A 19861-nucleotide genomic window follows, 5' to 3' on the forward strand; every position below is an offset into this window, starting at 1 on the left:
TTGATGACTCAGGTAGCGGCAATACAGATGGCCTCCGGGCCTCAACCCCAGGCGAACCTGCTGGAGGCGAAGCGCCTGCTTCAGGAGGCCGCGGACAAGGGGGCCCGCCTGGCGGTGCTGCCGGAGAACTTCGCGTTCATGGGGATGCAGGAGATGGACATCCTGGGCATCGCCGAGGTCGCCGACGGGGCAGGACCCCTGCAGGCCTTTCTCGCCGAGCAGGCACGTCGCCTGGGGCTGTGGATTGTCGGTGGCACTGTGCCCCTGCAGACCGGAGACGGGGAGCGCGTGCGTTCCGCCTGTCTGGTGTTCGATGACCAGGGCCAGCAGGTGGCGCGCTACGACAAGATCCACCTGTTCGATGTGCATCTGCCGGACAGCAGCGAGGCCTATACCGAGTCGAAGGTGTTCGAGCGGGGCGAGCAGGTGGTCGTCGTCGATACCCCGGTCGGGCGCATGGGACTCGCGATCTGCTATGACCTGCGCTTCCCGGAGCTGTTTCGGGCCCTGCTCGATCAGGGGGCCGACTGGGTCGCGCTGCCAGCGGCGTTTACCGCGCAGACCGGCCAGGCCCACTGGGATGTGCTGCTGCGCGCACGCGCGATCGAGAACCAGTACTACATGCTCTCGGCGGCCCAGGGTGGATTTCACGTGAACGGGCGCGAGACCTATGGACACAGTGCCCTGGTGGACCCCTGGGGTCGGGTGGTGGATCAGCTGCAGCGCAACCCGGGTGTGCTGCTGGCGGACCTCGATCATGCCCAGGTCGAACGCATCCGCATGGTGTTCCCGACCATCGAACATCGACGTCTGGCCTGCCCGGGGACGGTCTGATCCGAACGTCCGCGTCAGGCATAACCGCGCGGCGCGCGGGCTTGAAAGCCCGGTACGGGCCCCAAACGCCATACTGGATACCACGCCTTTCCGAACCACGAGGATTCCATGATCGACCGTCTTGCCCAACAAACCCTGCTCGACCCGGCTGGTCTCGGTGACCACGAGCTGACCACCCTGCTCGGCACGACCTTCGGCCGCGGCGTGGACGGGGGTGACTGCTACTTCCAGTTTGCCTGCCAGGAGGGCTGGTCGCTGGAGGATGGCATCGTCAAGTCGGCCAGCTTCAATATCGAGCGCGGCGTGGGCATCCGCGTGGTGCGCGGCGAGCAGACCGGCTTTGCCTACTCCGACGACATCGCGATGCCGGCACTGCTGGATGCGGCACGGACCGCGCGCAGCATCGCCGATGCGGGCCAGAGCGCGCGGATCGCGGTGGCGAGCCGCGCGCCCTCGCGTCCGGCGCTGTACGCCCCGGAGAACCCGATGGACTCGCTGGACGAGCAGTCCAAGATCGATCTGCTCAAGGAAGTGGACGCCGCGGCGCGCGCCGCCGATCCGCGTGTGACCCAGGTGATGTGTTCCCTGTCCGGGGTGCACGAGGTGGTCCTGGTGCTGAATGCCCGTGGTGAGCTGACCACCGATGTGCGCCCGCTGGTCCGCCTGAGTGTTCAGGTGATCGCCCAGCAGGGCGATCGTCGCGAGTCCGGTACCTCCGGGGGCGGCGGCCGCTTCGGTTACCGCTATTTCCTCGAGAACGACCGCGCGGCCGGCTATGCCCGCGAGGCAGTGCGCCAGGCCCTGGTGAACCTGGAGGCGCGCGACGCGCCGGCCGGCACGATGAAGGTCGTGCTGGGTCCCGGCTGGCCCGGTGTGCTGCTGCACGAGGCGATTGGCCACGGCCTGGAGGGCGATTTCAACCGCAAGGGGACCTCGGCCTTCTCCGGACGTATCGGCGAGCGGGTGGCCGCAAAGGGCATCACCATCGTCGACGACGGCACCCTGGAAGGGCGTCGCGGGTCGCTGAACGTGGACGACGAGGGCACCGCGACGCAGCAGACCGTGCTGATCGAGGACGGCATCCTGCGTGGCTACATGCAGGACGAGATGAACGCCCGGTTGACGGGTGTCCAGTCGACCGGCAACGGCCGGCGCGAGTCCTACGCCCACCTGCCGATGCCGCGCATGACCAATACCTACATGCTGGGCGGCGAGGCCGACCCGGAGGAGATCCTCGCCTCGGTGGAGGACGGTCTGTATGCGGTCAACTTCGGCGGCGGGCAGGTGGATATCACCTCCGGCAAGTTTGTCTTCTCCGCCTCGGAGGCCTATCGCGTCGAGAAGGGCAAGGTGACCTACCCGGTCAAGGGTGCGACCCTGATCGGCAACGGCCCGGACGTTCTGACCCGCGTCTCGATGGTGGGCAACGACATGCGCCTGGACCCCGGTGTGGGGACCTGTGGCAAGGAAGGACAAGGCGTGCCGGTGGGAGTGGGGCAGCCCACCCTGCGTATCGACGGCATGACCGTGGGGGGCACCCAGGCGGCCTGACGCCGGCCCGGAGTGCCCGCGAGCGAGCAGCGACAAGGAGGCTTAGATGAAGCTGGATTTTCTGGATCAGGAACATTCCCTGCCGGAGGGGCATGGCCACGACAAGATCGTACAGTGGCATGTCTTCCGCGACCGCGAACGGGCCGAGCACTTCGCCGATCACGTCGAGCTGGGTGCGGGCCAGGAACTGGTCGGCGGCTGGACCCGTGACAGCGTCGGCAAGCTCTACTGGGTCGGCGTGCATGTCGAAGACCTGGAACGCTGGGGCAACGTCGGCGCGGTGCACAAGCACACGGGCCGCCCCTCCTGAAGCCCTGCGGGCCTTAACCACCGCGGTGGGCCGGGGATGACCTCGGCCCGCCGTCCACGTTTATCTGAATACCAACGGACGTCCGTATGAGCACATCCCCCGAACGCATGGCACCGGATCTCGAGATCCAGGCCCTGTCCCATTCCGCCGAGTCCCTGCAGGGCCGCGTCCAGCGCACGCTGGACGCGGCCCGCGCGCAGGGGGCTTCGGATGCGCAGGCGGTGGTCAGCCACAGCGTCGGGCTGGAGCTCTCTGTGCGCAAGGGCGAGATCGAGACGCTGGAGTACGAACGCGACCAGAGCCTGTCGTTGATTGCCTATTTCGGCCAGTCGAAGGGGGCCGCCTCGACGACCGATTTCAGCGAGCAGGCCCTGCTGGATACGGTCGAGGCGGCCTGCCGCATTGCGCGCTACACCGAGCCGGACCCCCATGCCGGGATGCCCGATCCCGCGCTCAAGGCCGGGGATTGGGATGACCTGGACCTCGACCACCCCTGGGACTGCGATGCCGAGCAGGCGACCGAACTTGCGCGTGCGATCGAGGCCGCGGGCTTTGCCGCCGATTCACGGATCGAGAACTCCGAAGGTGCGAGCGTCAACACACGCCGGGCGATTGCCTTTCTCGGCGACTCCCAGGGCTTCATGGGCGGGTATCGCAGTACGCGGCACGCGATGTCCTGCGCCCTGGTGGCGCGCGACGACGCCGGCATGCAGCGCGACTACGCCTACTCCGTGGCCCGCCACGCGGCGGATCTCGATGCCTGCGAGGCCATCGGGCGCATGGCCGCCGAGCGCACCGTGCGGCGCCTGGGCGGGCGCAAGCTGTCCACGCGCAGCTGCCCGGTGCTGTTTGCCCCGGAGATGGCGCGCACGCTGATCGGCAGTTTTACCCGTGCGATCTCCGGTCCCGCACAGTACCGCCACAGCTCGTTCCTGCTGAATGCGGTCGGGGAGCCCGTATTCCCCGACTGGATGCAGATCGAGGAACGCCCGCTGACCCCGCGCGCGCTCGGCAGCGCCCCGTTCGACGGCGAGGGCGTGCGCACGCGCAACCGTCCCCTGGTGGCCGATGGCGTACTGCAGAGCTACACCCTGGACAGCTACGCCGCCCGCCGCCTGGGGCTGGAGAGCACCGGCAACGCGGGTGGGGCGCGCAACGTGACCGTCAAACCGGGCGAGCGGGACTTTGCCGCCCTGCTGGCCGAGATGGGCACGGGCTTTCTGGTGACCGAACTGATCGGCCAGGGCGTAAACACGGTAACCGGCGACTACTCGCGCGGGGCCGCCGGCTTCTGGGTGGAGAATGGCGAGATCCAGTACCCAGTGGAAGAGATCACCATCGCCGGCAACCTGAAGGACATCTACCAGCGCATCGTCGCGGTGGGGACCGACGTCGACCGCCGGGGCAACATCCACACCGGCTCGATCCTGGTCGAATCGATGACCGTCGCCGGCGACTGACTCCCTAACTGCAAGCCGCCTGCCAGGTAGGGACTTGGCCGGGGTCGCGGGTCTCGTCGAGGCGTGCGAGGGTCATTGCCCTGCCCCAGACGCAGCCGCTGTCCAGTGACAGCCAGTTGGCTCCTCGGCGATGGCCGAGCGCGGCCCAGTGACCGAACACCAGGGGAAAGCCTTCGCTCAAGCGGCCCGGCCAGGCAAACCACGGTGTCAGCGTGGTCGGGGCGTCTTCCGGTGGGCCATTGCCTGAGAATTCCAGTCCGCCATCGGGTAGCAGGTAGCGCATGCGGGTGAAGGCGTTGATCGTGTAGCGCAGGCGGTCATACCCGGTCAGATCCGGGTCCCAGTGGGCGGGTTCGTCGCCGTACATCACCTCGAACAGGGCATGGCGTCGCGCGGGATCGCGCAGTTCGGCCTCCACCCGTCGGGCCTCGGCCTGCGCGGTTTCGAGACCCCAGTCGGGCGGGATGCCGGCATGCACCAGGGTCCAGCCAGCGTCGGAATCCGTGTGCAGCAGGGGGCGCTGTGCCAGCCACTCCAGCAGTTCGGCGGCGTCCGGGGCGTCGAGTACGGGGCGCAGGGTGTCCTTGTTTCCGGGGTTGCGCACGCCCTCGGCGGCGGCGAGCAGGTGCAGGTCGTGATTGCCCAGCACGGCGGTTGCGGCATCGCCCAGGGTGCGGACGCGGCGCAGGCAGCCAAGCGAGTCCGGTCCCCGATTGACCAGGTCGCCCACCAGCCACAGGTGATCCGTGGCGGGGTCAAAGCGAACCTGCTCCAGCAGGCGTTCCAGCGGGTCCAGGCAGCCCTGGAGATCGCCAACGGCGTAAAGGGCCATGCCCCTAGTGAAGCGTGCGGGGTACGGAGAGGGTGAAGGGCGGGATCGGCGCCTCGAAGGTGTTGCCGCGTTCGTCCTGCATGCCGTAGCTGCCCTCCATGGTGCCGACCGGTGTCTCGATCACCGTGCCGCTGGTGTATTCGAAGCTGTCGCCGGGCTCGATGCGTGGCTGTTCCCCCACCACACCCTCGCCACGTACCTCCTGCGTCTGGTCGCGGCCGTCGCGGATGATCCAGTGACGGTTCAGCAGCTGCACGGTCAGCGCGCCGGAGTTGCGGATCGTGATGTGGTAGGCGAACACATAGCGGTCGTCATCGGGCTCCGACTGTTCCTCGACGTAGGCCGTGGCGACCTCGATCTCGATCGCATGTTCTTCGGTTGCTTGGGGCGAATTCATTTGTTTACGGCTCCTTTTGGGGGAAACACTGCTGGTCAGTGGTTCCCCTGCCGCCAGGCGCTGACGGCAGCGCCCAGCAGGCCGGGTTCAGGGTGCATGATAAGGGACACAGGCAGACGCTCAAGCAAGTGGGTCATCGGTGGGCGATTATGCAGGGCCTGCAGAAACGTTGCCTCCTGGAAGTAATCGGCCCAGCGCGGGGCGATCCCGCCGGCCAGATACAGCCCGCCGCTGGGCAGGGCGGTCAGGGCCATGTCGGCCAGTTGTCCTGCATAGATCCTCACGAAACGCTGGACGACCGCGAGGGCCGCCGCGTGGCCACCATCGGCCAGGTCACTGACCGCGGCGGCCGGGTCGGCAGCCGTCAGGGCCCGCGCCAGCGTGGCATCGTCCCGGCGTGCCAGTTCAAAGCGTGCGATGCGCGCAATGCCGCGACCGCTAAGCAGGTGCTCGCGGGTGCAAAGCCCTTCCTCGGCGCTGACAAACGCCGCGAGTGCCGCCTCGTCCGCGTCGGCGGGGGAAAAGCGTGCGTGGCCCCCTTCGCCGGGATGGATGGCGGGCTGGTGGGGCGGGCCGACCAGGCAGGTCCCGAGACCTGTTCCGGCCCCGACCACCAGGCGCAGGCCGTCTGCATCGGCTGCCGCGTTCTGCAGGGTGATCCGGTCCCCGGGTTCAAGGGCATCCAGGCAGGCGCCGACAGCGGCGAAATCGTTGATCAGTGCGACCGGGATGCCCAGGGTCTGTTCGAGTGCGCGCGCGTCCAGTTCGGGCCAGTCGAGGTTGGTCGCGCGGGCCCGGCCGCCTTGCACGGGGCCGGCCAGGGCCAGACCGGCGGCCGCCAGCGGCTCGGCTGGATCGACCTCGGTGCGCCAGGCCTCGAGGATGTGGCCCAGGTCCGGAAAGTCGCGGCTGGGGTAGCGGTGGATGTCGTGCAGCGACCAGTGTGCGCCGCTGTGGCGGGCACGTGCGACCCGGGTGCGGGTACCTCCGATGTCGGCCACGATGAAGTCCATAGGGCGATGATAGCGGATCGCTGCCCGCTGGCGTGATGGGTCAGTGCGCGGCGGCCAGTCGCGCCAGCGCCGCGAAGCCGTGGACGTCCACGGTCTCCGGGCGGGCGCCCGGGTCCAGGTCGGCGGCCTCGATCCGGGAGGCATCCACCAGTCCGGACAGCCCCCGTCGCAGCGTCTTGCGGCGGTTGGAGAAGGCCTGGTTCACGACCTTTGCGAACGCCGGATACAGTGCGCTGTCCACCAGCGGCGCCTCCAGTGGTGTGATGCGCACGACCGCCGAGTGGACCTTGGGCGGCGGGTGGAAGGCACCGGGGGGGACCCCGAACAGCGACTGGGCCCGGGCGCGCGCCGCGAGCATGACCGTCAGCCGGCCATAGGTCTTGCTGCCGGGGACGGCGGTCATGCGCTCGACCACCTCGCGCTGCAGGAGGAAATGCATGTCGCGGATGGCCTCCATCTGATCGAGCAGGTGGAACAGCAGGGGGGTCGAGATGTTGTAGGGCAGGTTGCCCACGACCCGCCAGCCACCCTCCGGTGGCGGGCCGAGGCTTGCCAGGTCCAGATCCAGGGCGTCGCCCACATGGAGCTCCAGGCGTTCCGGGGCAAAGGCGGCACGCAGGCCGGCCGCCAGGTCACGGTCGATCTCCACTGCGACCAGACGATTCAGGCGTTCCAGCAGGGCGCCCGTCAGGGCCCCTCGGCCAGGGCCGATCTCCAGCACCGGGTCGTCGGGGTGCGGGGCGATCGCGCCGACGATGCGCGCGAGCACGGCCTGATCATGCAGGAAGTTCTGGCCGAACCGCTTGCGGATCGGCGGCAACGCGCTACCCATATGCGGCGTCACCCATGGGCGTTCGCGGCCTGTGCCTGCAGGCGATGGCGGGCCAGTTCCCGCGCCAGGCCCTCGGCCGCGAGGAAGCTGCCGACCTCCGCGCGACCACTGCCGGCCAGGTCGAGGGCCGTGCCGTGGTCGACCGAGGTGCGCACGAAGGGCAGCCCGAGGGTCACGTTGACCGCATGCCCGAATCCCGCATGTTTCAACACCGGGAGCCCCTGGTCGTGATACATCGCCAGTACCGCGTCGACCTCGGCAAGGGCGCGCGGTGTGAATGCGGTGTCGGCGGGCAGTGGCCCGCGCAGGTCCAGGCCTTCGGCCCGCAGACGGTCGAGCGTCGGGGTGATGACCTCGATCTCCTCGCGACCCAGCACACCGTCTTCGCCGGCGTGGGGGTTCAGCCCGCACACGCCAATGCGCGGCTGCTCGATCCCGAAATCCTCGACCAGGTCGTGGTGGAGTACCTGGGTGACCGCCTCGATGCGCTCCGGTGTGATCGCGTCGGGGACGTCGCGCAGGGACAGGTGCGTAGTCACCAGTGCGACCCGCAGGGATTCGGTGGCCAGCATCATCACGGGCATGGGCGCGCCGGCGCGTTCGGCCAGCCACTCGGTATGACCACTGAAGGGGATGCCGGCACGGTTGATCACGCCCTTGTGCACCGGACCGGTGACCATCGCATCGAAGGTGCCATCGAGGCAGCCATCGGCGGCGGCGGCGAGCATTGCCAGCACGCATCCGGCGTGCCGGGGGTCGAGGATGCCGGTTTGTACGGGGCTCCCGGCCGGGGCCGCAACGATCTCGAGGGTCCCGCGCGGTGTAGCAGTGCGCGGTCGTGCGGGGTCGAAGGGAATCAGGTGGATCGACTGGCCCAGCTGCTGCGCCCGTTGCTCGAGGACATCCGGATCGCCGATGGCGACGCGCTGGGCGCCACCGCCAGGCTCGTGGGCCAGGGCAATCAGCAGATCCGGCCCGATCCCGGCCGGCTCGCCAGCGGTCAGTGCCAGACGCGGGATTGCACCCGGCGTCCGGGCGTCAGGAGCCGAAGCCGTCAACGCGGTACTCGACATAGGCCTCGTCGCGCAGACGCCGCATCCACAGCTCGATCTCTTCCTCGCGCTTGCGGTTTTGCAGGATCTCGCGGGCACGGGCTCGGATCTGCTCGCGCGAGGTGTCGACCTCGCGGTGGTCGAGGACCTCGATGATGTGCCAGCCAAACTGGCTCTCCACCGGCTCGCTGATCTCGCCCGGCTGCAGGGCGTTCATCGCCTCCTCGAACTCGGGCACCAGCTCGCCGGGGCTGATCCAGCCGAGCTGGCCGCCCTGGGCTGCGGACCCGGGATCGTCCGAGTTCGCGCGGGCCAGGGCCTCGAAGTCGCTGCCCTCGCGGATACGGTTGTACAGGGACTCGGCCTGGCGGCGGGCCTCTTCGTCGCTGCGGACCTGGTCCGGGCTGATCAGGATGTGGCGGACCTGCGTCTGCCGGACGCGGGTCTGGTCGCCCCCTTCGCGGTCGACCAGCTTCATGATGTGGAAGCCGTTCGGCGAGCGCAGCACGTCGCTGATCTCGCCGGTGCGCATCAGTACGGCCTCGCGGGCGAATACGGAGGGGATCTCGCCGGCGGTGCGCCAGCCGAGGTCGCCGCCCTCCAGGGCATCCGGGGCATCGGATTCGGAGATGGCTACACTGGCGAAGTCCTCACCCTCGCGCACCCGCTGGCGCAGTTCGCGGGCCTTTTCGCGCGCAGTGGCGATCTGGGCGGAGTCCGCGCCGCGCGGCAGCGAGACCTGGATGTGCGCGATGCGATAGCGCACGCCGCGGTCGATGGCGCCGCTCTCGGAGGCGATCAGATCCGCGATCTCCTGGTCGCTGACGCGAATCTGGTTGTCGACCTGGCGGCGCTGCAGCTGGTTGACGGTCAGTTCGTTGCGGATCTGTTCGCGGAAGGCGTTGAAATCGACACCGTCCTGCAGCAGGGCCTGGCGCAGTTGCGGCAGGGTCATGCGGTTCTCGCGCGCGATGTTCTCCATCGCGCGGTTCAGGGTCATCTCGTCGATGTTGATGCCGACCCGCTCGGCCTCCTGCAGCTGAACGCGCTCGACGATCAGCCGCTCCATGACCTGGCGCGCGAGGGTGTCACGATCCGGTGGGCGGGTCCCGCGCTCCATCATCTGCTGGGCGACCAGGTTCATGCGCTCGACCAGCTCGCGCTGGGTTACCACGTCGTCACCGACGACCGCGAGGATGCGATCGGTGAACTGATCCCCCTCCGGTGGTGTAATCGGCGCGGCGGGGGCTCCGGCCTCGGAGGCGGCCCCCGGGGTGACCGGGGCCTCGACGGCGTCCTCGGGTTGTTCGCTGCCGGGGACCTGCGCCTGTGCGGACAGGCCGAGGCTCATGAGCACGGCGCCCAGTAGCGGGAGCCAGAAGGCCCGGCGGTGGTGGTCAGGGGAGTGCGTCATATCCGGCTATACCCTCGCTCAAAAGCGAATCCACGCCGGAGTCGAAGCGTCCGAGCCCGTCCAGCGTGAGTTGGAAATAAATCGAGTTGTCGTAGGTCTCGTCGAAGTCGTAGGCGCGGCGGGCGACCACTCGGATGCCATAGCAACAACTACGATACTGAAGGCCGGCCAGAAGTTCGAGATCACGTTCCTCCTGCAGGCTGTAATTCCAGCGCCCGATCGCATCGATGCGCGGGGTCACCGGCCACAGCACGGAGACATCGGTCTGGTCGATGGAGCGGGCGCCGGCCTCGCGCTGACGATATCCCACATTGATGCGGGCACGCGCGCCCGGGCTGTAGCTGACCGACAGCGCTGTGAGGGTGGTCTCCTCTTCGTCCTGGTTGTACAGGATGGAGCCGCGACCGCTCCAGGCGTCGCCAATGCGCACGCGGCCCTCCAGGGCGAGATCGGAGCGGGATTCGGTCAGTGGATCGCCGTCCGGGTCGCGGCGGACTTCGCGGTCCTCGAAGTAGCGGATCTGGCCGGCGGACAGGCTCATCCGCTCCTGGCCGGTCTGCTCGTCGAAGACCCGCGTGGTCAGCGCGGTGGTCAGCTGGTGGGTATCGCCGACCCGGTCGGCGCCGACGAAGCGGTCGAGGCTGAACAGGTTGTCGAAGCTGAAGTCCGCCTCGCCGGTGTCGAAGACCGGGATATCGGTCTGGTCGACGAACGGGACATAGCCGTAGAAGATCCTCGGCTCCAGCGTCTGCAGGCGACGCCCGTCCTGGATCGGGCGCTCGAAGACCAGCCCGGTGTCGATCGATGCCCGCGGCACGGTGCGGCTGATCGACTCGGGCCCCGGTTCGCCCCGGCGGTCCAGTTCGTAATGGGTATAGCGCACGCCGGCACTGGGCTCGAAGAAGAAACCGCCGGTATCGAAGCGCCAGGAGGCCGTGGGGTTGAGGTCGAAGCGCGTGCCCAGGGGCTCCAGCGAGTCGCCCTCGCTGCGCTCGAAGCGCACCAGCTCGGTGTCCAGGTCCCAGGCCAGCCCGCGCCCCAGATACTCGCCCGCCTCCAGGGTGATCTGCGGCAGGCGCTGGTAGGGCTCGCGCTGGGCGCGCAGCTCGGGATCGACGATCTGGTAGTCCTCGATCCGGGTGCGCAGGCGGTAGGCCGGCTGGTTGTAGGTCAGGTCCGCACGGCGGCGCAGATAGGGCGTGCTGCCGGAGTAGCGGTCGGCGCCACCGAAGTCGCGGAAATACTCGCTGTCGGAGGCGTCGGCGGCGTCCAGGCGAAAGCGCAGGTCCGAGGTCAGGCGGCTCTGGTGAAACCACTGCACGTAGTGTCGGTCGTCGCCGAATTCGCTGTCACTCGGCAGGTAGCGGATGTCGGCCACGCCCTCGTGGCGGGGTTGCAGGTAGCGGAACTCGGTGCCGAGCTTCACCCCACGATCCGCCATGACTCGCGGGGTGAAAGTCGCGTCGTAGTTCGGCGCGATGTTCCAGTACCAGGGTGTGCTGATATCGACTCCGTGGCGTGAGCTGACCCCGGCGCTGGGCAGCAGGAAGCCGCTCTGGCGGCGGTCGTCCAGCGGGAAGTGGATGTACGGCGTGTAGGCGATGGGTACGCCCTTGAAATGGACGCGGGCGTGACGGGCGACGCCGATCCCGCGTTCGCGGTCCAGTTCCAGGTCGCGCGTGCGCAGCCGCCAGCTGTCGTTGTCGATCGGGCAGGTGGTGTATTCGGCATCCTCGAACTCGTGCAGGTGGGGCGCGAGCTGGATGCCCACCCCGGCGCTGCCGCGTGCCGGCACGGATTGCACCAGGTAGTCGATGCGCCGGAACTCCCCGGTTTCTTCGTCCAGGCGGTATTCGCCGCCGTCGGTATGCAGCAGCAGGTCGCCGTCGAACAGCCGGGTGTCGCCCTCGGTGCGGGCCACGCCCGTCGCGCGGTCATATTCGAGGAAATCGGTATCCAGGCGCCGACCGTGCTCGAAGAGCTGGACATTGCCGCGGGCGCTGATGAGCTCGCCCTCGCGGCGTACATGGTCGGCATCGATATCGGTGATCTCGACTGCGAGTTCGCGCAGCTCCGGCCACTCCATGTCGGGGGCGAACTCGCAGCCGGGCGGGCGCTCCAGCCGCTCGGGCTGGGCCTGCGCCGTCGTGGCGGTAATGCCGAGCGCGAGGGCGATTGCGATCCACGCCGTGGCCCGGCGGTTCAGTGGGCTTGCGTGGCCGGCAGGCGGAGGCGTCATGCGGGATTTATTCTGGGAAAACACTGATCATTCCTGATCAGTGTTTTCCCAAAAGCTGGCGGATTTCGTCGAAGATCAGCACGATGTCGCGGGTGCCGTTTACATGCTTGAGCAGCTCGCGGCCGGCGTAGTATTCGATCAGTGGCCGGGTCTGTTCCTCGTAGACCTTCAGGCGATTGACGACGGTCTGCTCGGTGTCATCGGCGCGGTGCATCAGTTCGCCGCCGCACAGATCGCACACGCCTTCCTGTTTGGGGGGGAAGGTATGGGTGTTGAACACGGCCCCGCAGTCGCCGCAGGAGACACGGCCGGTCAGGCGCTGTTTCAGCTCCTCGAACGGCACATCGATCTGGATGACCTGGTCGAGTGGTGCGCCAAGCTCCTCGAGCATGGTGTCCAGGGCCTCGGCCTGGGCGACGTTGCGCGGGAAGCCGTCGAGGATGTATCCCTCCTGCGCATCCGGCTCCTGCAGCCGGTCGCGGATCAGGCCCAAGGCGATGTCGTCGGGTACCAGCTGCCCGGCGTTCATCGCGCTTTCGACCTCACGGCCCAGCTCGGTCCGGGCGGCCATTGCGGCCCGCAGCAGGTCGCCGGTCGAGACATGGGGGATGCCGAAGGTCGAGACGATCTTCTTGGCCTGGGTGCCCTTGCCGGAACCCGGTGCCCCCATCAGGACGATACGCATGACTGCCTCCTGCTGCCCGGTGCGTCGCCGAACCGCAGCACAAGCCGGTTACGAGGCGGCACGGTGAATGGCCATCGGGGAAGGCTTGCGCAGACCCTGCACAAACCGTTTCCCGAGCGCGGTCTTATACCGCCTGAGGGTAATCGGCCGCAACCGCGCAACACAGCCCACGGCTCCCTGGTCTGCCGGCGACGGGTGCCAATGCGGGCGCTCTCCCCTGTATAATCCCCCGCTCTTCAAAACAATCGGAATATACTCAAGCATGGACCTCAACCAGATCGAAGCCGGCAAGGATCTCCCCAACGACATCAATGTGGTGATCGAGATCCCCACCCAGGGCCAGCCCGTCAAGTACGAGATGGACAAGGACAGCGGGGCTCTGGTGGTCGATCGCTTTATGGCGGTCGCGATGTTCTATCCGTGCAACTACGGATTCATCCCGAACACGGAGTCGGAAGACAACGACCCGGTGGACGTGCTGGTGATCACCCCGGTGCCACTGCTGCCGGGCTCGGTCGTGCGTTCGCGCCCGATTGGTATGCTGAAGATGACCGACGAGGCCGGGGTGGACGCGAAGATCCTCGCGGTGCCGGTGGACAAGCTGTGCACGCAGTCCGCGCGGTTCCAGAGCCCGGACGACGTGCCGAAGGAACTCCTGGATTCGATCAAGCACTTCTTCGAGCGCTACAAGGAGCTGGAGAAGGGCAAGTGGGTCAAGGTCGAGGGCTGGACGGGCGCCGAAGAGGCCAAGGCGGAGATTGTTGCCAGCTACAAGCGTTACCAGAAGAGCAAGATCTGAGCCGGTAGCGGCCCGGCCACAGCGCATGGCGCGGATCGCCCCCGCTTCTCCGGGGTCGACTGCCGCCGCGTGCGCGGCGTTTGTCGGTGTGGCGGTTCCCTGAGATGGCCGGGCGCGATGACTACGGGCAGGAACAACAGGACCAGCAGCGGTTTGTCGTCCGCATTCTGCTGGCGCTGGTGCTGCTCGCCGCCGTCCTGCTCCTGATTGGCTGGCGCCTGTCGGGGCTTCAGGTCGGCGCGCATACCCATTTCACCACGCTGTCGGAGAACAACCGGCTGCGGGTGGAGCCGATTGCGCCCAGTCGTGGCGTGATCCGGGACCGGAATGGCCAGTTGCTGGCGGGCAACCGCGCCTCCTACCAGCTGGAGGTCACGGTCGAGCAGGCCGGCAATCTGGACGAGCTCCTGGAGCGACTGCACGACTTTGTCGAGTTGTCGGAGGCGGATATCGAACGCTTCCGGCGTGGTGTGCGTCAGCGCCGTCCCTTCCAGCCAGTCCTGCTCAAGTCAGGGCTCGACGACACCACGGTGGCCAGGATTGCGGTCTCGCGGCACGAGTTGCCGGGGGTGGAGATCGAGGCGCGCCCGATGCGCTTCTATCCGCTCGGCGACAAGCTCTCCCATGTGGTTGGTTATGTCGGCCGGATCAACGAGCAGGACCTGGCGCGGGTCGATCCGCGCGCCTATGCCGGCAGCTCGCATATCGGCAAGATCGGCGTGGAGCGCTACTACGAGGACCTGCTGCACGGCCGTCCGGGCTACCGCCAGGTGGAGGTCAATGCCCAGGGGCGGGTCATCCGCGAACTTTCGGTGACGCCACCGGAGGCGGGTACCGACATCACCCTCACCATCGACGCGGACCTGCAGCGTGCCGCGTATCGATCCCTGGCCGGTCGCGAGGGAGCCATCGTCGCGCTGGACCCCAATAACGGCGAGGTCCTGGCGCTGGTCAGTGCCCCGGGATTCGATCCCGAGATGTTCGTGCGCGGGATCTCCCAGGCCGACTTCTCCGATCTGCAGTCCGACCCCTCGCGGCCGCTGTTCAACCGCGCCCTGACCGGGCAGTACCCGCCGGGCTCCACGATCAAGCCGCTGGTGGGCCTGGCGGCGCTGGACGAGGAGATCACCACCGCCGATCGCAAGATGTTCGCCCGGGGCTATTTCCAGATCCCCGGCCACGAGCGGCGCTATCGCGACTGGCGCAGGGAAGGCCATGGCTGGGTGGATATGTCGCGCGCCATCGCGGTTTCCTCCGACGTGTATTTCTACGACCTTGCCCATACGATGGGTATTGACCGGATGGTGCCGATGCTGGGGGCGTTCGGGATCGGGCAGCGCGTCGGTATTGATTCGACGGGCGAGCGCGCGGGCATCCTCCCGAGCCGTGACTGGAAGCGGGCGACACACGACCAGGTCTGGTTCCCCGGCGAGACCCTGATTACCGCGATTGGCCAGGGCTACATGCTGTCGACGCCGCTGCAGATGGCGGACTTCACGGCGACGCTGGCCGGGCGTGGGCAGCGCATCCAGCCACGTCTGTTGCAGTCGATGGACAACGACAATGGCGAGTTCGAACGGTTGTTGCCGCAGCCCCGCGAACCGGTGCAAACGGCCCCGGAGCACTGGGACACGATTCACGAGTCGCTGATCGAGGCCGTGCATGAACGGCACGGGACCGCCTGGGGCTCGATTGGCAGTCGCCCGCCGACGGACTATCGCATCGCAGGCAAGACCGGCACTTCGCAGGTCTTCGGGCTGGCGCAGGACGAAGAATACGACGAGGACGAGCTGCCCCGGCACCTCTGGGATCACGCCTTGTTCGTCGGCTATGCGCCTGCGGATGATCCGCAGATCGCGGTCGCCGTACTGGTCGAGCACGGGGGATCGGGCGGCCGCGTGGCGGCCCCCATTGCCCGCGAGGTGATGGACGCCTTCCTGAAGGATGACGCCGGGATGACGCTCGACGTCGGAGAAGACCAATGATCAGTGTAACGGGGCGCGAAATGCCGCTGGGCCAGTGGGTGCTGGGACGGCTCCGCCTGGATGGCGTGTTGCTGGTACTGATTGGGGTCCTGCTGCTGGTGGGGCTGGCGGTGCTGTTCAGTGCCTCCGGCGAGAGCATGATCGCCCTGGAGCGGCAGACCATGCGCATCGGCCTGGGCGTGGCCGCGATGGTGCTGGTCGCGCAGATCCCGGTGCGCACCCTGCGGTCCCTGGCGCCGTGGCTGTTTCTGGCCGGGATCGCGCTGCTGCTGGCGGTCATGGTCGCCGGCGAGATCGGCAAGGGCGCGCGGCGCTGGCTGGATCTCGGCTTCATGCGCTTCCAGCCCTCGGAAATCATGAAGCTGGCCGTTCCGATGATGGTGGCCTGGTACCTGTCGACCCGGAACGACCGGCCGCGGTTTCGCGATCTGCTGATTACGGTGCCGATGATTCTGGTGCCCGTGTTCCTGATCATGCGCCAGCCGGACCTGGGGACCGCGATGCTGGTGGGCGCCGCGGGCTTTCTGGTGATCTTCCTGGCGGGTTTGAGCTGGCGCTGGTTTGTCGGGCTTGGACTGGCCGCGGCCGCCGCAATCCCGGCGTTGTGGCTGCAGATGCATGATTATCAGCGCCAGCGGGTGCTGACGCTGTTCAATCCGGAGTCCGACCCTCTTGGGGCGGGTTATCATATTATTCAGTCCAAGATCGCGATCGGCTCTGGTGGGCTGTACGGCAAGGGCTGGCTGAATGGCACACAGTCGCACCTCGACTTCCTGCCCGAGCGCTCGACGGATTTCATTTTTGCGGTGTACGCCGAGGAATTCGGCTTTATCGGTGTCGCCCTTATGCTGTTGCTGTATTTTGCGATCGTGGCGCGCGGGCTGTGGATCTCCGCCCTGGCCCAGGATCGCTTCGCCCGCCTGCTGGGCGGGAGCCTGGCGCTCACCTTTGCCGTCTACATGGTGGTGAATATCGCCATGGTGACGGGGCTTCTGCCCGTGGTGGGCGTGCCGCTTCCGCTGGTGAGCTATGGCGGCACATCATTGGTGACGCTTATGGTCGCCTTCGGTATTCTCATGAGCATTGCGTCGCAACAGCGCCTGGTGAATCGATGACCCTGAACCTCCGCCCCCTGGGCACCCTTCGTTCCGGCCTCCTGCAGGCCGGGCTGATCCTGTCACTGGGGGCCTGTTCCCTGTCGAGCGTCTCGGGGTCCGAGTTTCGCGCCGGCGACCCGCCGTACCTGGAGCGCGAGGAGGTCCAGGCCTTTATCGACGAGCAGGTCGAGGCGGGCATGGATCGCGACGAGCTGGAGGGCATGTTCGCCGAGGCCGATCCCCAGCAGCGCATCCTTGACCTGATCGCGGCGCCCGCCGAGGCACGTCCGTGGAAGGACTATCGCCCGATCTTCGTGAACGACCTGCGCGTCGAGCGCGGTGAACGCTTCATGGAGGAGCAGGCCGAGTCCCTCGCCCGCGCCGAGGAGGCCTTTGGCGTCGAACAGGAAATGATCACCGCGATTATCGGCGTGGAGACCAACTACGGGCGCAATACCGGGGGCTTCCGCGTGTTCGATGCCCTGGTCACGCTGGGCTTCGATTATCCGCCGCGGGCGGACTTCTTCCGCAAAGAACTGGGCGAGTTCCTGACCCTGGTGCAGGAGGAGGACCTGGATGTCCGCGAGACACGGGGTTCCTACGCCGGTGCCATGGGGCGCGGACAGTTCATCTCGTCGAGCTATCGCCACTACGCAGTGGACTTCGACGGCGATGGTCGGCGTGATCTGCTCAATTCCTGGCCGGATGCGATTGGCAGTGTCGCCAACTATTTCCGCGAGCATGGCTGGCAGACCGGCGAGCCCGTGGTCGCGCGTGCCCGGGTCGAGGGCGATGCCCACGAGGAACTGATCAGCCGCAATTTCCAGGCGCGCTTCGATCTCGACGAACTCGCCGAGCACGGCATCTATCCCGACGAGTCCGTGGCCGAGGACGGGAAATACTCGTTCATCCGCCTCGAGGGCGAGGACGGCTACGAGTACTATCTCGGGTATCCCAATTTCTATGTGATTACTCGCTACAACCGGAGCCCGCTGTATGCGATGGCTGTCCACCAGCTGGCCGAGGCCTTTGCCGAGTAAACGGTGCCGGGCTGGCGCGGCGTTCTTCGCGCTGGCCGCCCTGCTCGCGCTGGTGCTGGCGGGGTGCTCGTCTACTCCCGACCGCGAGGCCGACCCGGACCGTCCGCTGGGAGATGCGGCCTATGACGCCTATCCGGACCCCGATGACATCCCGCAGGACCTGGCGCTGATCCCGGACGCGGTGCCGAAGGACGAGCCGCCGAGTCGCTACGGGAACCCGCCCGAGTACGAGGTCTTCGGGCAGCGTTACCGCACCCTGCGCACCAGCACCGGATTCGAGGAAGAGGGCCTGGCCTCCTGGTACGGGACCAAGTTCCACGGGCGGCGCACGTCCAGTGGCGAGCCCTACGACATGTATGCAATGACGGCGGCCCACAAGACGTTGCCGCTGCCGACCTATGTCGAGGTCGTGAACCTGGAGAACGACCGCCGCGTGATCGTGCGGGTCAACGATCGCGGTCCCTTCGTGGACGACCGCATTATCGATCTTTCCTACGCGGCTGCTCACCGACTGGACATGACCGACGCCGGTGTGGCCCCGGTGCGCATCCGTGCGGTGGGGCCGGACGACGTGGACACGCCGCGCGTGGCCGACTCACGCGCGCCGGAGCCGGAACCGATCGAACTGGCCGAGGCCGGTGAGGGCGCCAACACCCGCGTGGCCGCGACATCGTCCGATGACACCCCGACTTCTGCCGAGTCGAATGCCGCCGAGACGTCCGAGAACAACGGTCGATGGGTGCAGGTCGGTGCGTTTGCCGAACGCCGGGCGGCGGAGGAGATCCAGCGGGATCTCCAGGCCCTCGGGTTCGAGTCGGTCGAGATCTCGACGCTGGAACGCGACGCGCAGTCGGACTTGCACCGCGTCCGCATCGGCCCGCTGGAGGAGGTCGATCTGCAGGAGGCCACCGAACGCCTGCAGGAGGCCGCCCATGTCGACTACCGCATTGTCGACGACTGACGACACCGCGCATCGCTGAATTTATATAGGTGGGGCCCGTTTGCGTTCATCTGCGCGGGCCCCGTCTGCTATCGTTAGCCATCTCTACAGGAGGCCTTGAACCGCCATGACCCCGCCGCTTCGTTCTTTCGCCCGCCGCGCCCTGATGACCCTGTCGCTGGCCGCGTGCATTGCCGCCATGCCGGTCATGGCGGACGAGCCACTGCCGGTTCCGGGTAGTGGCGGGGCCATGCCGAGCGGGGTGCCCAGCCCGCCGTCGGATGTGACCGCCAAGAGCTACGCGCTGATGGACTTCGACTCCGGACTGATGCTGGCCTCGCGCGAGGCGGATGTTGACCGCGAACCGGCGAGCCTGACCAAGCTGATGACGGCCTATGTCGTGTTTGGCGAGATCCGTGACGGGCGGCTGGGGCTCGAGGACACGGTGACGATCAGCGAGCGGGCCTGGCGCACGGGCATGCGGGGCGCGTCGCGCATGTTCATCGAGGTCGGCGACGAGGTGAAGGTCGAGGACCTGCTGCGCGGGATGATCGTCCAGTCCGGAAATGATGCCTCCACTGCATTGGCCGAGGCCGTGGCCGGTTCCGAGGGCGCGTTTGTCGACATGATGAACAGCCAGGCGCGTGAACTCGGGATGATGAACTCGTATTTCACCAATTCGCACGGGCTGCCGTCCGACGAGCCGCAGTCCACCTCTGCCCAGGACATGGCATTGCTGGCGCGGGCGCTGATTCGCGAATTCCCCGACCTGTACGGCTACTACAGCGAGCGCTCGTTCGAATACAACGACATCTCGCAGAGCAACCGCAACATGCTGCTGTGGCGGGATGCCGGATTCGACGGCCTGAAGACGGGGTGGACCTCCGCGGCTGGCTACAACCTGGTCTCGTCGGCAGAGCGCAACGACCGCCGTCTGGTTGCCGTGGTCCTGGGAATCGAGGCCTCCAATCATCAGGAGGGCGGGACCCGCCGCGCCAACGAATCGCAGGCCCTGGTGAGCTGGGGCATGCGCTTCACCGAGCCGCAGCGGCTGTTCGAGGCGGGCACGCCACTCGGCAGCCCGCGTGTCTATCGCGGAACGGACAGCGAGGTGTCGGTCGGGGTGGCCGAGGACTTCTGGGTGATCGTGCCGCCGGGGCGTGGCGATGGGCTGGAGGCCTCGATGGAGCTGAACCAGCCGCTGGAGGCTCCGCTGGCCGCGGGGGCCGCGGTGGGCGAGGTGCAGGCCCGTCTGAATGGCGAGGTCATCGGGCAACAGCCGGTTGTGGCCCTCGAAGAGATCGAGGAGGGGGGGCTGGTGCGTCGTCTGTGGGATAGCGCCGCCCTGTCGCTGCGCTCGGTCTGGCCGTTCTGAACCGAG

18 protein-coding genes are annotated in these 19861 nt (G+C 67.5%); 10 read left to right on the forward strand and 8 right to left on the reverse strand.

What is annotated here, in order from left to right; translation table 11 throughout:
- The first annotated feature begins 3 nt into the window (after positions 1–3).
- From C995_RS0103125 to pmbA, 4 genes are all read left to right on the forward strand, one after another.
- The gene (locus C995_RS0103125; RefSeq protein ID WP_026278907.1) at positions 4–834 is read left to right on the forward strand and encodes a carbon-nitrogen hydrolase family protein; all 831 of its coding nucleotides are present in this window, start codon (positions 4–6) and stop codon (positions 832–834) included.
- A gap of 108 nt (positions 835–942) precedes the next feature.
- Positions 943–2385: a metalloprotease TldD gene (tldD, locus tag C995_RS0103130; RefSeq protein ID WP_018863547.1), complete on the forward strand. Its 1443-nt coding sequence runs from the start codon at positions 943–945 to the stop codon at positions 2383–2385.
- 46 nt (positions 2386–2431) lie between these two features.
- The gene (locus tag C995_RS0103135) at positions 2432–2695 is read left to right on the forward strand and encodes a hypothetical protein (protein ID WP_018861981.1); all 264 of its coding nucleotides are present in this window, start codon (positions 2432–2434) and stop codon (positions 2693–2695) included.
- Positions 2696–2781: 86 nt separating this feature from the next.
- The gene (gene pmbA / locus C995_RS0103140; protein WP_018863548.1) at positions 2782–4155 is read left to right on the forward strand and encodes a metalloprotease PmbA; all 1374 of its coding nucleotides are present in this window, start codon (positions 2782–2784) and stop codon (positions 4153–4155) included.
- 4 nt (positions 4156–4159) lie between these two features.
- Here pmbA and C995_RS0103145 read toward each other — a convergent pair whose 3' ends face one another.
- From C995_RS0103145 to C995_RS0103180, 8 genes are read right to left on the reverse strand one after another with little or no spacing between them, the layout of a single operon-like run.
- Positions 4160–4987, reverse strand: a complete 828-nt coding sequence (locus tag C995_RS0103145) for a symmetrical bis(5'-nucleosyl)-tetraphosphatase (protein WP_018863549.1) — start codon at positions 4985–4987, stop codon at positions 4160–4162.
- Between the two features lie 4 nt (positions 4988–4991).
- A complete protein-coding gene (apaG, locus tag C995_RS0103150; RefSeq protein ID WP_018863550.1) occupies positions 4992–5384 on the reverse strand; it encodes a Co2+/Mg2+ efflux protein ApaG in 393 nt (130 codons plus the stop codon).
- A gap of 35 nt (positions 5385–5419) precedes the next feature.
- Entirely contained in the window at positions 5420–6397 is a 978-nt protein-coding gene (locus C995_RS0103155) for an ROK family protein (protein WP_018863551.1), read from the reverse strand.
- Between the two features lie 40 nt (positions 6398–6437).
- Positions 6438–7229, reverse strand: a complete 792-nt coding sequence (rsmA, locus tag C995_RS0103160; RefSeq protein ID WP_026278908.1) for a 16S rRNA (adenine(1518)-N(6)/adenine(1519)-N(6))-dimethyltransferase RsmA — start codon at positions 7227–7229, stop codon at positions 6438–6440.
- Positions 7230–7237: 8 nt separating this feature from the next.
- The gene (gene pdxA, locus C995_RS0103165; protein ID WP_026278909.1) at positions 7238–8302 is read right to left on the reverse strand and encodes a 4-hydroxythreonine-4-phosphate dehydrogenase PdxA; all 1065 of its coding nucleotides are present in this window, start codon (positions 8300–8302) and stop codon (positions 7238–7240) included.
- Positions 8268–9695, reverse strand: a complete 1428-nt coding sequence (locus C995_RS0103170) for a peptidylprolyl isomerase (RefSeq protein WP_018863554.1) — start codon at positions 9693–9695, stop codon at positions 8268–8270. The genes pdxA and C995_RS0103170 overlap by 35 nt, the downstream gene beginning before the upstream one ends.
- Positions 9679–11934, reverse strand: coding sequence for an LPS-assembly protein LptD (locus C995_RS0103175; protein WP_018863555.1), 2256 nt, complete (start codon positions 11932–11934; stop codon positions 9679–9681). Before C995_RS0103175 ends, C995_RS0103170 begins: the two co-directional genes overlap by 17 nt.
- 37 nt (positions 11935–11971) lie before the next feature.
- Positions 11972–12619: an adenylate kinase gene (locus tag C995_RS0103180; RefSeq protein ID WP_018863556.1), complete on the reverse strand. Its 648-nt coding sequence runs from the start codon at positions 12617–12619 to the stop codon at positions 11972–11974.
- 262 nt (positions 12620–12881) lie between these two features.
- Here C995_RS0103180 and ppa point away from each other — a divergent pair, with 262 nt between their 5' ends.
- From ppa to C995_RS0103210, 6 genes are all read left to right on the forward strand, one after another.
- On the forward strand, positions 12882–13418 hold the full coding sequence (ppa, locus tag C995_RS0103185) for an inorganic diphosphatase (RefSeq protein ID WP_018863557.1): 537 nt from the start codon (positions 12882–12884) through the stop codon (positions 13416–13418).
- A gap of 104 nt (positions 13419–13522) precedes the next feature.
- A complete protein-coding gene (gene mrdA / locus C995_RS0103190; RefSeq protein WP_018863558.1) occupies positions 13523–15403 on the forward strand; it encodes a penicillin-binding protein 2 in 1881 nt (626 codons plus the stop codon).
- Positions 15400–16518, forward strand: coding sequence for a rod shape-determining protein RodA (gene rodA, locus C995_RS0103195; RefSeq protein WP_018863559.1), 1119 nt, complete (start codon positions 15400–15402; stop codon positions 16516–16518). The genes mrdA and rodA overlap by 4 nt, the downstream gene beginning before the upstream one ends.
- Complete coding sequence (mltB, locus tag C995_RS0103200; protein WP_018863560.1) at positions 16515–17540, forward strand: lytic murein transglycosylase B; 1026 nt, start codon at positions 16515–16517, stop codon at positions 17538–17540. The genes rodA and mltB overlap by 4 nt, the downstream gene beginning before the upstream one ends.
- Positions 17497–18501 carry a septal ring lytic transglycosylase RlpA family protein gene (locus tag C995_RS0103205; protein WP_026278910.1) on the forward strand — a complete coding sequence of 335 codons (1005 nt, stop codon included), beginning with the start codon at positions 17497–17499 and terminating at the stop codon, positions 18499–18501. The genes mltB and C995_RS0103205 overlap by 44 nt, the downstream gene beginning before the upstream one ends.
- A 145-nt stretch (positions 18502–18646) precedes the next feature.
- Positions 18647–19855, forward strand: a complete 1209-nt coding sequence (locus C995_RS0103210; RefSeq protein ID WP_231362404.1) for a D-alanyl-D-alanine carboxypeptidase family protein — start codon at positions 18647–18649, stop codon at positions 19853–19855.
- The last annotated feature ends 6 nt before the right edge of the window (positions 19856–19861 follow it).

This window comes from Thioalkalivibrio sp. ARh3 (assembly GCF_000377265.1).
GTDB classification, from domain to species: domain Bacteria; phylum Pseudomonadota; class Gammaproteobacteria; order Ectothiorhodospirales; family Ectothiorhodospiraceae; genus Thioalkalivibrio; species Thioalkalivibrio thiocyanoxidans.